This is a genomic window from Nocardioides thalensis (assembly GCF_013410655.1).
Lineage (GTDB): Bacteria > Actinomycetota > Actinomycetes > Propionibacteriales > Nocardioidaceae > Nocardioides > Nocardioides thalensis.
In genome coordinates this window covers 1,280,166-1,293,496 of record NZ_JACCFP010000001.1, presented here as the reverse complement: position 1 = coordinate 1,293,496, position 13,331 = coordinate 1,280,166, and the positions used below count along the sequence as shown (strand labels likewise).

General features: G+C 73.1%; 13 protein-coding genes. 5 read left to right on the top strand and 8 right to left on the bottom strand.

What is annotated here, in order from left to right; translation table 11 throughout:
* Positions 1-3: 3 nt before the first annotated feature.
* Positions 4-666 carry an NADPH-dependent F420 reductase gene (locus tag HNR19_RS06425; protein WP_179667143.1) on the bottom strand — a complete coding sequence of 221 codons (663 nt, stop codon included), beginning with the start codon at positions 664-666 and terminating at the stop codon, positions 4-6.
* Positions 667-730: 64 nt separating this feature from the next.
* Here HNR19_RS06425 and HNR19_RS06420 point away from each other — a divergent pair, with 64 nt between their 5' ends.
* Entirely contained in the window at positions 731-1,066 is a 336-nt protein-coding gene (locus HNR19_RS06420) for a winged helix-turn-helix transcriptional regulator (protein WP_343047080.1), read from the top strand.
* A gap of 2 nt (positions 1,067-1,068) precedes the next feature.
* Here HNR19_RS06420 and HNR19_RS06415 read toward each other — a convergent pair whose 3' ends face one another.
* Positions 1,069-3,030 carry a TIGR03960 family B12-binding radical SAM protein gene (locus HNR19_RS06415; protein WP_179667141.1) on the bottom strand — a complete coding sequence of 654 codons (1,962 nt, stop codon included), beginning with the start codon at positions 3,028-3,030 and terminating at the stop codon, positions 1,069-1,071.
* Positions 3,031-3,100: 70 nt separating this feature from the next.
* Here HNR19_RS06415 and HNR19_RS06410 point away from each other — a divergent pair, with 70 nt between their 5' ends.
* The gene (locus HNR19_RS06410) at positions 3,101-4,219 is read left to right on the top strand and encodes a calcium:cation antiporter (protein ID WP_179667140.1); all 1,119 of its coding nucleotides are present in this window, start codon (positions 3,101-3,103) and stop codon (positions 4,217-4,219) included.
* A 92-nt stretch (positions 4,220-4,311) separates the two neighbouring features.
* Positions 4,312-5,187: a hypothetical protein gene (locus HNR19_RS06405; protein WP_179667139.1), complete on the top strand. Its 876-nt coding sequence runs from the start codon at positions 4,312-4,314 to the stop codon at positions 5,185-5,187.
* A 324-nt stretch (positions 5,188-5,511) separates the two neighbouring features.
* On the opposite strand, the gene HNR19_RS06400 is transcribed toward HNR19_RS06405, so the two are convergent.
* From HNR19_RS06400 to HNR19_RS06380, 5 genes are all read right to left on the bottom strand, one after another.
* Entirely contained in the window at positions 5,512-7,161 is a 1,650-nt protein-coding gene (locus HNR19_RS06400) for a copper resistance CopC/CopD family protein (RefSeq protein ID WP_179667138.1), read from the bottom strand.
* Positions 7,162-7,169: 8 nt separating this feature from the next.
* Complete coding sequence (locus HNR19_RS06395; RefSeq protein WP_179667137.1) at positions 7,170-7,910, bottom strand: YcnI family copper-binding membrane protein; 741 nt, start codon at positions 7,908-7,910, stop codon at positions 7,170-7,172.
* A gap of 76 nt (positions 7,911-7,986) precedes the next feature.
* Positions 7,987-8,532, bottom strand: coding sequence for a hypothetical protein (locus HNR19_RS06390; RefSeq protein WP_179667136.1), 546 nt, complete (start codon positions 8,530-8,532; stop codon positions 7,987-7,989).
* Positions 8,532-8,873, bottom strand: coding sequence for a DUF6912 family protein (locus tag HNR19_RS06385; RefSeq protein WP_179667135.1), 342 nt, complete (start codon positions 8,871-8,873; stop codon positions 8,532-8,534). Before HNR19_RS06385 ends, HNR19_RS06390 begins: the two co-directional genes overlap by 1 nt.
* Entirely contained in the window at positions 8,873-10,336 is a 1,464-nt protein-coding gene (locus HNR19_RS06380) for a wax ester/triacylglycerol synthase family O-acyltransferase (protein WP_179667134.1), read from the bottom strand. The genes HNR19_RS06385 and HNR19_RS06380 overlap by 1 nt, the downstream gene beginning before the upstream one ends.
* 104 nt (positions 10,337-10,440) lie before the next feature.
* Between HNR19_RS06380 and HNR19_RS06375 the strand changes: the two genes are divergently transcribed.
* The gene (locus HNR19_RS06375) at positions 10,441-10,809 is read left to right on the top strand and encodes a cupredoxin domain-containing protein (RefSeq protein WP_179667133.1); all 369 of its coding nucleotides are present in this window, start codon (positions 10,441-10,443) and stop codon (positions 10,807-10,809) included.
* Positions 10,806-12,125, top strand: a complete 1,320-nt coding sequence (locus tag HNR19_RS06370; RefSeq protein ID WP_179667132.1) for a hypothetical protein — start codon at positions 10,806-10,808, stop codon at positions 12,123-12,125. Before HNR19_RS06375 ends, HNR19_RS06370 begins: the two co-directional genes overlap by 4 nt.
* Here HNR19_RS06370 and HNR19_RS06365 read toward each other — a convergent pair.
* Positions 12,115-13,326, bottom strand: coding sequence for a CpaE/TadZ family protein (locus HNR19_RS06365; RefSeq protein WP_179667131.1), 1,212 nt, complete (start codon positions 13,324-13,326; stop codon positions 12,115-12,117). The two genes, HNR19_RS06370 and HNR19_RS06365, sit on opposite strands and share 11 nt — an antisense overlap.
* Positions 13,327-13,331: the final 5 nt, after the last annotated feature.

Below are 13,331 nucleotides of genomic sequence, written 5' to 3'. Positions count from 1 at the left end.
AGATCAGCCCGCCTGTCGGAGATCGGGGACCGTCAGGCGTGGGTTGCCGCCCGCCGCGGCGATCCGTGCGACGAACGCCGTCGCTTCCTCGGCTTGCCGAGCGGCATCGAGCCCGCCGACGACGAGGCTCCGCCCCCCGAGCGCCGTGACGGCGCGGCTCACGACCTCCAGCGCCTGCGGGTCGTCCCCACAGAGCGCGACTGTCCGCTCGGGGTCCGGGCTGTCGAGCCACATGTGCCCGGCGTACGTCTGAAGGCCTTTGACCACGAGGGAACCCGGTGCCCAGCGGGCGACCTGCTCGGCGAACGCACCACTCGGCACCAGGTGCCGGCCGGTCCCCCAATCGATCGCATTGGTGGTGTCGACCAACGGCAGCCCGGCGAGCGCACCGTCGGGTGCCCCGACGATCGTCAACGCCTCTTGGACGCCGTCCGGTGACACGGCGAGCACGACGAGATCGTGGGTCGGGACCGACGAAGCCGTGACTGCCGTGGCACCGATCTTCCTCGCCAGATCTGTTGCGCGGTCGAAGGAACGGCCGAAGACGGAGACGGCCTGGCCAGACCTGGCCCAGGCCTCTCCCAGCGTCGAGGCGAGATTGCCGGTGCCGATGAGTGCGATGCGAAGGCTGTCGGTGCGAAGTGTTTTGTTCGACGTGTTGGTCATGCCTGCGACGCTAGGAGAGTTGCTCCTACCGATCCGTAGGAGTCTTCGCGAGAGGATGGCGACCGTGCCCAGTGACGACTGCGTGCCCTTCGGGGCCGACTGCCATGTCCGCCTCGGCGCCGGGTTGATCTCCCACACCTGGGATCCGGTGGTGCTGGCGACGCTGCGCGGCGGCGCTGCACCGCGCCGGGATCTGCTGCGCAGCATCGGCGGCATCAGCGACAAGTCGCTGCACGAGTCGCTCGTCCGTCTCATCGACGCCGGACTCGTGAGCCGTGTTGCCGACAGCGGCTCCACCTACGACCTCACACCGTTGGGGACGTCGTTCGCGACCGGTCCCCTCCTGGCCCTGGCGCGTTGGGCCGAGGAGCACGCTGTCGACCTGGTCGGCGCAGCCTGAGCTCACACCACGCTGAGCGGAAGCAGCTTCTTCCCTGTCGGCCCGACCTGGATCTCCGTGCCCATCTCCGGGCACACGCCACAGTCGTAGCAGGGCGTCCAGCGGCAGTCCTCGACCTCGACGTCGGAGGAGCCGTCGGCGACTGCGAGGGCGTCCTCCCAGTCGGCCCACAGCCAGTCCTTGTCGAGGCCGGAGTCGAGGTGGTCCCAGGGCAGGATCTCGTCGTAGTCGCGCTCACGGGTGGTGAACCACTCGAGGTCGACGCCGGTGCCGGCGAGCGCCTGGTCGGCGGCGACCGTCCACCGCTCGAACGAGAAGTGCTCGCTCCAACCGTCGAAGCGGCCGCCCTCGCGCCAGACCTGCTCGATGATCCGGCCGACGCGGCGGTCGCCGCGGGACAGCAGTCCCTCGACGATGCCGGGCTGGCCGTCGTGGTAGCGGAAGCCGATGGCGCGGCCGTACTTCTTGTCGGCGCGCACGGTCTCGCGGAGCTTGCGCAGCCGCTCGTCGGTGGTCTCGTGGTCGAGCTGCGCGGCCCACTGGAACGGGGTGTGCGGCTTGGGCACGAACCCGCCGATCGACACCGTGCAGCGTATGTCGTTGCGACCGGAGACCTCGCGACCCTTCGCGATCACGCGCTTGGCGAGCTCGGCGATCTGGAGCACGTCGTCGTCGGTCTCGGTGGGCAGGCCGCACATGAAGTAGAGCTTCACCTGGCGCCAGCCGTGGGAGTACGCCGCCGCGACCGTGCGGATCAGGTCGTCCTCGGTGACCATCTTGTTGATGACCTTGCGCATCCGCTCGCTGCCGCCCTCCGGCGCGAACGTCAGGCCGGAGCGCCGCCCGTTGCGGGAGAACTCGTTGGCGAGGGTGATGTTGAAGGCGTCGACCCGGGTCGAGGGCAGCGACAGCGAGACGTTGGAGCCGTCGTAGCGGTCGGCTAGACCCTTGGCGACGTCGCCGATCTCGGTGTGGTCGGCGGAGCTGAGCGAGAGCAGGCCGACCTCCTCGAAGCCGGTCTTCTTGACGCCGTTGTCGACCATCGCGCCGATCGTCTCGATCGAGCGCTCGCGCACCGGGCGGGTGATCATGCCGGCCTGGCAGAAGCGGCAGCCGCGCGTGCAGCCGCGGAAGATCTCGACGGAGAACCGCTCGTGCACGGTCTCGGCGAGCGGCACCAGCGGGTTGCGCGGGTAGGGCCACGCGTCGAGGTCCATCAAGGTGTGCTTGCGGACCCGCTCGGGGGCGTCCGGGTGGTTGGGCACGACCGCCGCGATCGCCCCGCTGTCGTCGTACGACACATCGTAGAAGCGCGGCACGTAGACCGCGCCGGACGCCGCGAGCCGGCGCAGGATCTCGAGCCGGCCACCGGGGCTGCCCTCGCCCTTCCACTCGCGCACGACCTCGGAGATCTTGAGCACGACCTCCTCGCCGTCGCCGAGGACTGCGGCGTCGAGGAAGTCGGCGATCGGCTCGGGGTTGAACGCCGCGTGGCCGCCGGCGAGCACGATCGGGTGATCGTCGGTGCGGTCGACCGCGTGGATCGGGATCCCCGCCAGGTCGAGCGCGTTGAGCAGGTTGGTATAGCCGAGCTCGGTGGAGAAGCTGACGCCGAACAGGTCGAAGGCAGCGACCGGCCGGTGGCCGTCGACGGTGAACTGCGGAATCCCCTCGGCGCGCATGACCTTCTCCATGTCGGGCCACACGGCGTACGTGCGCTCGGCGAGGATCCACGGCCGCTCGTTGAGCACCTCGTAGAGGATCTGCACGCCCTGGTTGGGCAGGCCGACCTCGTAGGCGTCGGGGTACATCAGGGTCCAGCGGACCTCCACGTCGTCCCACGGCTTGCTCACCGAGTTGAGCTCGCCGCCGACGTACTGGATCGGCTTGGACACCGACAGCAGGTGCGGCTCGAGGCGGTCGAAGAGGCTCTCGACGGTCGGCTCGGTGGACAGGGAAGACATGGGTTCAAGGGTACGGCGAGGGGGCCCTCCGGACCGAGTCGGCGACCTCCGCCTCCCTACACTGACGCCCATGAACGCGACCACGTCCGGCCGGTTCGGGTGGACGGTGGTCGCGCCGGTGGTGGCGGCGATCGTCCTTGCGTTCTCCTGGGGCACCCACCCCGGCCCGATCGGCAACACCCTGGTCGGCGTGACCCTGGTCGCTGCCGTGCTGGCCGGTGTCCACCACGCGGAGGTGGTCGCGCACCGGGTGGGCGAGCCGTTCGGGTCGCTGGTGCTGGCGGTCGCGGTCACGGTGATCGAGGTCGCGCTCATCGTCACGCTGATGATCACCGGCAGCGGCGACACCTCGACGCTCGCGCGGGACACCGTGTTCGCGGCGGTGATGATCACCGTCAACGGCATCGTCGGGATCGCTCTCGTCGTCGGCGCCCTGCGCCACCGCCTCGCCGTGTTCAACCCGGAGGGCACCGGATCGGCGCTGGCCACCGTGATCGCGCTGGCCGGCCTCACCCTGGTGGTGCCGACGTTCACGACCAGCGAGTCCGGACCGGTCTTCACCGGCTCGCAGCTGGCGTTCGCCGCCGTCGCCTCCCTCGCGCTGTACGGCGTGTTCGTCTTCACCCAGACCGTCCAGCACCGCGATTTCTTCCTGCCGGTCGCGACCGGCGCCCCCGCCGTGGGCGCGAATCCCGCTGACGCCGACCAGGACAGCCACGCCGACCCACCGACCGATCGCGAGGCGCTGACGAGCGCCGGGCTGCTGCTGGTCGCCCTCGTGTGCGTCGTCGGGCTGGCGAAGGTCGAGTCCTACGCGATCGAGGACGCCGTCGCCGCGATGGGACTCCCCCACGCCGTCGTCGGCGTGGTCATCGCGCTGCTCGTGCTGCTTCCGGAGAGCATCGCGGCCGTCCGCGCGGCGGCCCGCGACCGCGTCCAGATCAGCCTCAACCTCGCCTACGGATCGGCGATGGCGTCGATCGGTCTCACCATCCCGAGCATCGCCGTGGCGTCGATCTGGCTGGACGGCCCGCTCGCCCTCGGTCTCGAGCCGCTCCAGCTGGTGCTGCTGCTCCTGTCGTCGGTCGTCGCGGTGCTCACGGTGGTGCCCGGGCGAGGGAAGCCGCTCAACGGCGCGGTGCACCTCGTGCTGTTCGCCGCGTTCCTGTTCCTGACGGCCGCGCCGTAGCGCGGCCGACGCGCCTCGGACGTCGCCGCGTTGTGATCCGGGGCACGTGCCCCGCTCCTTGCGCCGCGCTGAGGTGCGAGCACACTGGCTGCGTGCCGCGTCGTACCCCCTCCCTGCTCGCCGGACTCCTGGTCCTCGGCCTGGCCGCCGGCTGCTCCGACGAGGAGCCCGCCGCCGACCCCGACCGGATCGTGCTCACCCCGGCGGCCCCCGGTGAGGGTCACACGCACGCGCCCGGCCAGGAGCACGCCGCGGCGGGACCGCTCGGTGACGGCACGACCGAGGTCGCCGGCCGCTACCGGCTCGACGCCACCAGCATCGCGGGCCCGGCGTCGGGCACCCGGCGGCTCGGCTTCCGGATCCTCGGCCCCGACGGCCCGGTGACCGACTTCGAGGAGGAGCAGACCAAGCTCCTGCACCTCTACGTCGTGCGCACCGACCTGTCCGAGTTCCGCCACCTCCACCCCGAGCTCGACGATGACGGCACCTGGTCGACCCGGGTCGACCTCGGGCAGCCCGGGTCCTATCGGGTGATCGCGGAGTTCACGCCCACCGGCTCGCCACGCCCTGTCGTCCTCGGCACCGAGGTCGACGTGCCCGGCACCCCGGCGGGGACGACCGTCCCCACGACCGACGGCGACGACGGGGTGGTGCGGGTGACGTCCGACGGCGACGGCGAGGTCGGCCCCGACGGCCGGCTGCGGCTGGTCGTCAGCGACCTCGACGGCAACCCGCTCCAGCTCGGCAGCTATCTCGGCGCCGCCGCCCACGTGACCGGCTTCCAGGTCGACGGCGACCGGTTCGTGCACGTGCACCCGTACGGCGCGCCGGAGCAGACCGACGAGGGGACGGTCCTGACGTTCCACACGACGTTCGAGGAGCCCGGCGACTACCGGTTCTTCGTGCAGGTGCGGGTGGACGGGTTCCTGCACTCGGTGCCGGTGAAGGTGGCGGTGCGGGCTGGTTGATGCCGTCGGTCGCGGGCGCCGCGGTGGTTGCCCTTCAAGCGGCTGGGCACGACGGTGGGTCGTGTGCCTGAGGCCGTCGAGTGCGGGAGTCGTGTGCCGGAGGGCCTTGTTCTCGCGTGTGTCGTGTGCCCCACGACCCGCATTGCGCCGTTGCTGACGCGGTCGTGTGCCTGAACACCCGTCTCCGCGCGTTCTCGGGCACACGACCGGAGACCTCGCACCCGACCGCGGGCAGGGACCAACCGCGGTGCTCTCTCGTGCCCAGCCGCCTGAACCGCGACCACCGCGGCGCGCACAGCCAAGCACAGCCGCGGCGCAGCGAGCTCACTCCACCTCGACCGTCACCGTGGTGACCGGGTTCTCGAACTCCCCCACCCGCAGGCTCACCTGGACCTCCCACTCCCCCGGCGCCGGGAACGCGACCGCCGCGACGTAGGTGCCCGAAGCCACCGGCACCACGCGCACCGGGCCGAGGTCGACCTCGGCGTTGCGCAGCGAGACCTCCGGCGGCGCGGGGAGGTCGACGGGCTCGCCGGTCCGGTCCTGCACCTGGATCGACAGCCGGCGCTGGCGCCCGGCGGCGTCGTCGAGCAGCGCGAGCACCCGCAGGTCGTCGGCCGTGCCGGTCACGACGCCGGTGTCGGCGGTCGCCGGCGGCGCGCTCGCGTCGCCGGCGGGTGGCCGGCCGGTGAGGAACCCGGTCACCCCGAGCAGCGCCACCAGGAGCACGGCCTCGACCGCGACCGCGCGGCGCACCAGCGCCGACGCTCGCTTGCCGCGCTCGTGCGTGCCTCCCGCCGCGACGGCGGGCACCAGCCGGAGCCGGTTCCACGCGGCGACCGCCACCACGACGACCGCGATGCCGAGCTTCACCAGCAGGAGCCGGCCGTAGGTCGTGTCGACGAGTCCGCTCCAGGAGCCGAGGATCCGCCAGGCCATGAGCACGCCGGACACGACCAGCGCGGCCAGCAAGCCGGCCGCCACGGTCGAGAACCGGCTCACCAACCGCGCCGCCTCATGGGCCCGGCCGCCGAACGACGCGAGCGTGAGCACCAGGCCGACGAGACCGCCGAGCCACACGGCCGCGGCGGAGAGGTGGAGGGCGTCGGTGACGACGAGCAGCGAGACCGGCTCGTAGGCGCGCGTGTGGCCGACGAGAGCCGGCGACCACACCGCGACCGCCGCCCCGAGGTCGCCGACCAGGGACGGGGTCGCGCGCTCGCGCGCGGTCATCGCGACGGCCAGACCCAGCCCGGCCAGCTGCAGCACCAGCACCGTGACCTGGTCGCCCACGAGCGCCATGTCGTACGACGCCGCGTCCCCCAGGCCGCGCAGGCCGATCCCCTGCTGGTAGGCACCTGCGAGCGGCACCCCGAGCGCCGCCGCGGCGACGGCGAGGGCCGCACCGAAGCGCAGCACGAGCAGCAGGCGGCGCCGTACGACCTCGCGGAGCCGGATCCCGCGGGCGGTCCAGCCCAGGAAGACGACGAGGCCCGCGGCCACGAGCAGGCCGAGGTAGCCCAGCGCCTGCACGATCGCGATCGTCGTGCGCAGCCCGCCACCGTCGTCGGCGGTCGGTGTCTGCGGGGGCTGCACGCTCGCGCTCGGCTCGCCGACGTGGAACGTCAACGACCCCGCGATCGGGTGGCCGTCGGAGGAGACGACCCGCCACGTGACGACGTAGGTCCCGTCGTCGAGACCGTCCGGGAGGTCGGCGGTGACGACCGCGTCGCGGGCCGAGGCCTCGGCCTCGACCGGCTCACCCGCGGCGTCGTAGACCAACAGTCCGTCGGCGACCAGCGAGACGCTCTCGTCGAACGTGAACGTCACCTCGCCCGGCGCCTCCGGCAGCACGGCGCCGTCGGCCGGATCGGTGCTGACGAGCGTGGCGTGCGCCGACGCGGGCGCGGCCGTCCCGCCCACCGCGAGCACGGCGAGCAGGACGGCGGCAAGCAGTCGCGCCGGCGCACGCATGGTCATCCTCAGGACGACGTGCGGCCGCTCCGGACGAGCGCCGCGCCGCCGACGACGACGCCTGCGATGCCGGCCACCAGGCCGGCGATCGCCAGGCCGTCCGAGTCACCGGACTCGTCGGACCCCTCGGCGTCCGCGGAGGACCCTGCACCGTCGGAGTCGGTGTCCTCCTCCTCGGTCGCGGTCTCGGCGCCGTGACCGGCGCCGTCGGCTGCCGTCACGGTCAGCGCGGGCGCGGGGCGCTCGAGCTCCTCGGGGTCCTGCCCCTCGGCGGGGGTCTCGACCCAGCCGGTCTCGCCCTGCTCGCACTTCTGCACGACCGGGAAGGTCAGCGTCTCGCCCTCGGCGTCGGGCAGCTGGAGGGACAGCTCGAACGTGTCGCGGTAGCCGTCCGCCAGCGGCGTCCGGGCCGTGTAGACGACCTGGGCGACGCGCTCGGTGACCTCGTTGCCGTGGGCGTCGGTCACCGGCTCGTCGAGCTGCTCGGAGACCTTCTCGACGTCCCACGACGGGTTGCGGGTCGGCGTGACCTGGAGGACCTGCTCGGGCATCGCGATCTCGATCGCGGTGGTCGGCGAGCCCTCGCAGCCGTGGCCCACGCTGAACGTGAGCACGGCGTAGGAGCCGGCCGCCGTGGTGTCGGGAGTGACCGTCACGTGGGCCGAGGCCGGGGCGGCCGCGGTGGCGACGACGATGCCGCCGGCAGCGAGGGTCGGCAGCAGGGCGCGGCGGATGGAGCGGTGGTGCATGGTGGTTCCTTGTCTGTCGGTGTGAGGGTGGGCAGAAGCCACCGCCCGACCGACGGACAGGTGTCTCGGTGCTCGGTCAGGCGGTCGCGCGGGCGGCGACCGGAGGACCGCGCGTCGGCGCGACGGCAGCGAGCAGGCGAGCGACGAGGACGCGGGACGCCTCGACGACAGGGGCCGTCCGCAACGGGACGGCAAGACGGGGCTGGACCCGCCACGACAGGAGTACGGCGACCGCGCGCCGGCGCAGCGCCAGGGCGAGCGCGGTGACCGCGCCCGCGAGCACGTGGGCGGCGAGCATCGACCACGAGAGCCCGAGGACTCCCCCGACCGCCTCGTGCGCGGCGTGGCCGGCGTGCTCGACGGTGAGCGCGACGAGCCACGCGTGCAGCAGGACCTGGACACCGACCAGCGCCGGCACGGCGACGCGCAGGGGCGCCCGGCCCCGCAGCACGAGGCCCGCGGCGCCGTACACCGTCGCGGCGACGGCCAGCAGCCAGCCGCCGCTGGGGAGCTCGCCACCGGCGGCGGTGTGCGCGATCGCGAGGGCGGTCGTCGTCTCGGCGGCGGTGAGGCCGGCGGAGAGCCGCGAGCCGCCGCGCGGGACCTTGCGCAGGACCAGCATCAGCCGGCCCCGGCCAGCAGGTCGCCGACCTCCTGGGTGGCGAACCACGCGAGGTCGTCGTCGGGGTCCGTGAACGGCTCGGTGTCGGCGTGCACCGCGACGACGTCGGCCCAGGCGAGGTCGCCGCCGCCGTCGCCCGCGGTCTCTACGGTGATCACGACCCGGCGCCCGTCACCGGACACCGCCTCGGCCGACAGGTCGGCGGCGGTCATCAGCGCGGCGTACTCGGTCTCCTCGTCGTCCGCGGGCGCCACCACCCGCTCCGTGGCGGCCGGCACCCGGCCGGCGGCGACGTACTCCCCCAGCGTCGCAAGGGTGGCGGGGACGTAGACGCGCGGCATCAGGACTCCGCGCCGTCCGCGGGCTTCTTGGTACGGCGTCGCCCGCGCGGCGCGCGCTGACGGCCGGAGGACGAGGAGTCGAGCAGCTCGTCGAGCGCCTCGCGCAGGCAGATGCCGAGGAGGTCGGCGTCGGGGACCCAGTCGCGATCGGCGGTGATGCCGTAGTAGACGCCGCCGTCGTAGGACGTCACGCCGATGACCAGCGGGTGGCCGGCGACCAGCGGCGGCACCGGGAAGCTGGCCACCATCCGGGCGCCGGCGGCGAAGAGCGGCGCCTGCGGCCCGGGGACGTTGGTGATCGAGAGGTGGTAGCCGCGGCGCAGCTCCTCAGCCGCGACCCGCGATCCGATCGCGTGGAACGTCGTCGGCGCGAAGCCGGCGATGCCGGCGAGCCGGTTGGCGGCGACGCTGCGCCCGGTGTCCTTGTGGGCCTGGAACGAGTACGACACCTGGTGCAGCCGGACGATCGGGCTCGGCTCGCCGACGGGGAGGTCGACGAAGTGCGCGGCGATCTGGCTGCCGAGAGAGGTGGCCTCGAGCTCCTCGTCGATGACCGAGACCGGCACCACCGCGCGCACCTGGCGCATCCCGCCGAGCGACTCGGCGCGCGTCATCAGCCAGGCGCGGAGGCCGCCGGCGATCGTCGCGAGGATGACGTCGTTGATCGTGCCGCCGTGCGTGTCGCGGATCTTGCGGTAGTCGGCGAGCTTCGTGTCGACGGTGACGACCCGCCGCTGCTGGGACAGCGGGCCGCTCATCACCCCGCCGCCCTTGGGGCGGCGGCCGGTCACCGCGCCGAGGAACGCGCGGGCCCGGCGGGTGCGCTCCTCCGCCGTACGGCGCAGCGCGAGAGACGTGCCGCGGGCGGTGTCGAGCACGGCCTCCGGCTGCGTGAGCGTCTCCTGGAGGGCGTCGGCGACGAGCTTCGCGGGCGCGGGCGACTGGCGCGGCGCCCAGTCGTCGGCCTCGAGCTCGCGGGGCGTCGCCGACGCGTCGAGCAGCAGCTGGCCGAGGTCGACGGTGTGCACGCCGTCGACGAGCGCCTGGTGGGTCTTGGACAGGATCGCGACCCGGCCGCCCTGGAGGCCCTCGACGAAGTAGATCTCCCACAGCGGGCGGGTGCGGTCGAGCGGTCGCGAGACGATGCGCGAGACCAGCTCCAGCAGCTGGGCCGACGTGCCGGGCCGTGGCAGCGCCGAGCGCCGCACGTGGAACCCGAGGTCGAAGTTCTCGTCGTCGACCCACACGGGGTTCGCGAGCCGTCCCGGCACGGGCTGCACCCGCTGGCGGTAGCGCGGCACGAACGCGATCCGGTCCTGGATCAGGGAGACGAGGCGCTGGTAGTCGAGGCCGCCGCCGTCGGAGTCGGCACCCTCGAAGATCTCGATCGTCGCGTTGTGACGCGGGGTCTCGGGAGACTCGTCGGTGAGGAACGCCAGATCGCGCGGCCGCACTCGGTCCACGTCGTCCCCACCTTCCCGGCTGTCTTTGTCCCCGTGAGATTCTGACAGAGCGGCCGCTGGGCGCCCCCATCGGTCCGCGCACGCGAAACGAGAGAAGGACCACGTTGAGGACGCACCACCGCGCGACCCTTGCCGGCGCGCTGGCGACCGCCCTGCTGACCGGCCTGACGGCCTGCGGCTCCGACGACGACAACGGCTCCGGCGGCGGCGAGCCGGTGCGCGTCGAGATCACCTTCGCCGACGGCGAGGTGACCCCCGCCGGCGAGCGTGTCGAGGCCGAGGCCGGCGAGCCCATCGACCTCGTCGTCACCGCCGACGAGCCGGGCGCGCTGCACATCCATTCCGACCCCGAGCAGGAGCTCTCCTACCCGGCCGGCGAGAAGACGTTCGAGATCCAGGTCGACCGACCGGGCGTCGTCGACGTGGAGTCCCACGAGCTCGGCGTGGTGATCGTCCAGCTCGAGGTCTCGTGATCGACGCCCACGGGATCGGCGGTCAGAGCGACCTGCCGATCCCCCTCGAGCTCGCCGTCTCCGGGTCGGTGGCCGCGCTGGTGCTGTCGTTCGCGGTGCTCGTGCTGGCCTGGCGCCGGCCGCGGTACGCCGACCCCGCGGCGATCCGCGGGCTGCGGGCACCCGACCTCCTCTCACGACTGGTGCTGGCGCCGTACACGAAGGTCGCGCTGCGGGTCCTCGGTTTCGTGCTCTTCCTCTACACGGCGGCCTGCGCGGTCTTCGGCGTCGACCAGCTGACCAACCCGTTCTTCGGGATCGTCTACATCTGGTGGTGGGTGGGGCTGGTCTTCGCCTCCCTCCTGCTCGGCCCCGTGTGGAAGGCAATCAGCCCGGTCCGCACGATCAACGACCTGCTGCAGCGCCTCAGCGGCGGCGACGGCGACAACGGCATCCGCGCCTACCCGGCATGGCTGGGCTACTGGCCAGCGGCGTTCGGCCTCTACGCGTTCGTCTGGCTCGAGCTCGTCTACGAGCGCAGCGACGAGCTCGCCGACGTGCGCCTGTGGTGCGCGCTGTACGTCGCCGCGATGCTCGTCGGCGGCGCCGTCTTCGGAAGCCGCTTCTACGAGCACGCCGACCCGTTCGAGGTCTACTCCAGCCTCGTCGCGCGGCTGTCGCCCTGGCACGTCGTCGACGGCCGGGTCATGCTCCGCAGCCCGCTCGCCAACCTCGCGTCGACGCCGGCGAAGCCGGGCCTGGTCGCTGTGGTCGCCGTGCTCTTCGGCAGCACGGCGTTCGACTCGTTCAGCGAGTCGCCGTACTGGACCCGCTTCGTCTACGACGCCACGCTGACCGGCAACCAGCTGAACAACATCGCGCTGCTGGTGTTCTGCCTCGCCGCCGGACTGCTGTTCGCCGGCGGCTGCGCGCTGACCGGCGTCGCGGGCGACGTACGGCGCCGCGACCTCCCGCGTCGGCTCGCCCAGTCGATCGTGCCCATCGTCGCCGGCTACATCGTGGCCCACTACCTGACGCTGTTTGTCGACTCCGGGTGGCAGACCCTGGCGCGCGCCAGTGACCCGTTCGGCAAGGGCTGGAACATCCTCGGCACGGCGGGCCTGACGCCGTCGTACTGGTTCTCCTACCACCCGACCCTGCTCGCGACGCTCAAGGTGCTCGCCGTCGTCGTCGGACACGTGACCGCCGCCGTCGCCGCCCACGACCGTGCCCTGGAGGTGCTGCCGAAGCGGCACCAGGTCACCGGCCAGCTGCCGCTGCTGCTGACGATGGTGGCGTTCACCGCGGGTGGGCTCTACCTGCTCTTCAACGCCTGACGCTGCGCGCCGCGGCCGGCGCCCCCGCCATGGCGTCCACCAGCGCGCCGACGGCGCGGGTGAGCGGCGACTCGCCGCCCTCGAGCAGGGTGCGGCCGGCCACCAGGGCCCGGTCGACGGCGGCCTGGTCGTCGGGAAGGAAGTGCACGCCGACGTTGCTGCCGAAGCCGTCGAGCATCGCGGCGACGTCGACCTCTCGCCAGCCCAGCGTCGGCCGCATCCGGTTGACGACGACGCGCAGCCGGGGCGCGGCCAGGACGTCGTGCGCGTCGCTGACCGCCCGGGCGAGCCGCGCCAGCCCGACCGGGTCGGCGGAGCCGACGACGACGATGTCGTCGGCCACCTCGAGCGCCTCGAGGGTCAGGCCGTTGCGCTGGGCGCGGGCACCGAAGTCGGCCGCCGGGTCGTGCTCGAGGCTGAACCCGGTGTCGATGACGACCTGACCGTCGCGACGGGCGACGTCGACGATCTCGGCGAGCGCACCGGGCCGGACCTCCGACCAGCGGTCGGGGCGCGGCAGGCCGGTGACCAGGCGCAACCGGTCGGACAGCCGCCGCTGCACGGTCGGGAAGCGCTCGGCGAGGGTGCCGCCCGCGACCAGCCGGGCGGCGGACAGCAGGCCGGACACCTCGTCGAGGACACCGAGGTGCTGCGCGACCGCACCGCCGTAGGGATCCGCGTCGAGCAGCACGGTGGTGAGCCGGCGCCGGGCGAGCTCTGCGGCGAGCGCGACCGCGATCGTCGTACGACCGGGAGCACCGGCGGGTCCCCAGACAGCGACGACCCGACCAGCAGGTCCGCCGTCATCGGCCATCGCCTCGGTGGCCACCGGGGCTGGCAAGGTCGGCGGCGCGTCGGACATCAGGCCGGTGACGACGTCGGCCACGACGTCCACCCGGTCCTCCTCTAGAACCCCGTCCAGGCCCAGGTGGCCGGCACGGGTCCGCGCGACGTCGGCGTCGGCGGCGACGGCGAGCACGCGGACCCCGTGCCCGTGCAGGTCGGCGACGACCGTCGCGTCGAGCCCCGAGAGCTCAGCGCCGAGCACCGCGACCTGCGCCTGCCCGGCGCTCGCGGTCGCGAGGAGGTCGTCGACGTCGACGCACCGCTTGAGCACGACGACGCCGGGGTGCGCCGTCAGCGCGGCGAGCGCCGCGGACTCCCAGGCGGCACCGGTCGAGACGAGCAGCGCGACGATCATCGGCG

Excerpts from the sequence above, each read along its gene's own strand:
- HNR19_RS06425 (WP_179667143.1), bottom strand. The coding sequence starts at position 666 with ATGACCAACACGTCGAACAAAACACTTCGCACCGACAGCCTTCGCATC.
- HNR19_RS06390 (WP_179667136.1), bottom strand. The coding sequence starts at position 8,532 with ATGCTGGTCCTGCGCAAGGTCCCGCGCGGCGGCTCGCGGCTCTCCGCC.
- HNR19_RS06410 (WP_179667140.1), top strand. The coding sequence starts at position 3,101 with ATGAACGCGACCACGTCCGGCCGGTTCGGGTGGACGGTGGTCGCGCCG.
- HNR19_RS06385 (WP_179667135.1), bottom strand. The coding sequence starts at position 8,873 with ATGCCGCGCGTCTACGTCCCCGCCACCCTTGCGACGCTGGGGGAGTAC.
- HNR19_RS06365 (WP_179667131.1), bottom strand. The coding sequence starts at position 13,326 with ATGATCGTCGCGCTGCTCGTCTCGACCGGTGCCGCCTGGGAGTCCGCG.
- HNR19_RS06400 (WP_179667138.1), bottom strand. The coding sequence starts at position 7,161 with ATGCGTGCGCCGGCGCGACTGCTTGCCGCCGTCCTGCTCGCCGTGCTC.
- HNR19_RS06395 (WP_179667137.1), bottom strand. The coding sequence starts at position 7,910 with ATGCACCACCGCTCCATCCGCCGCGCCCTGCTGCCGACCCTCGCTGCC.
- HNR19_RS06415 (WP_179667141.1), bottom strand. The coding sequence starts at position 3,030 with ATGTCTTCCCTGTCCACCGAGCCGACCGTCGAGAGCCTCTTCGACCGC.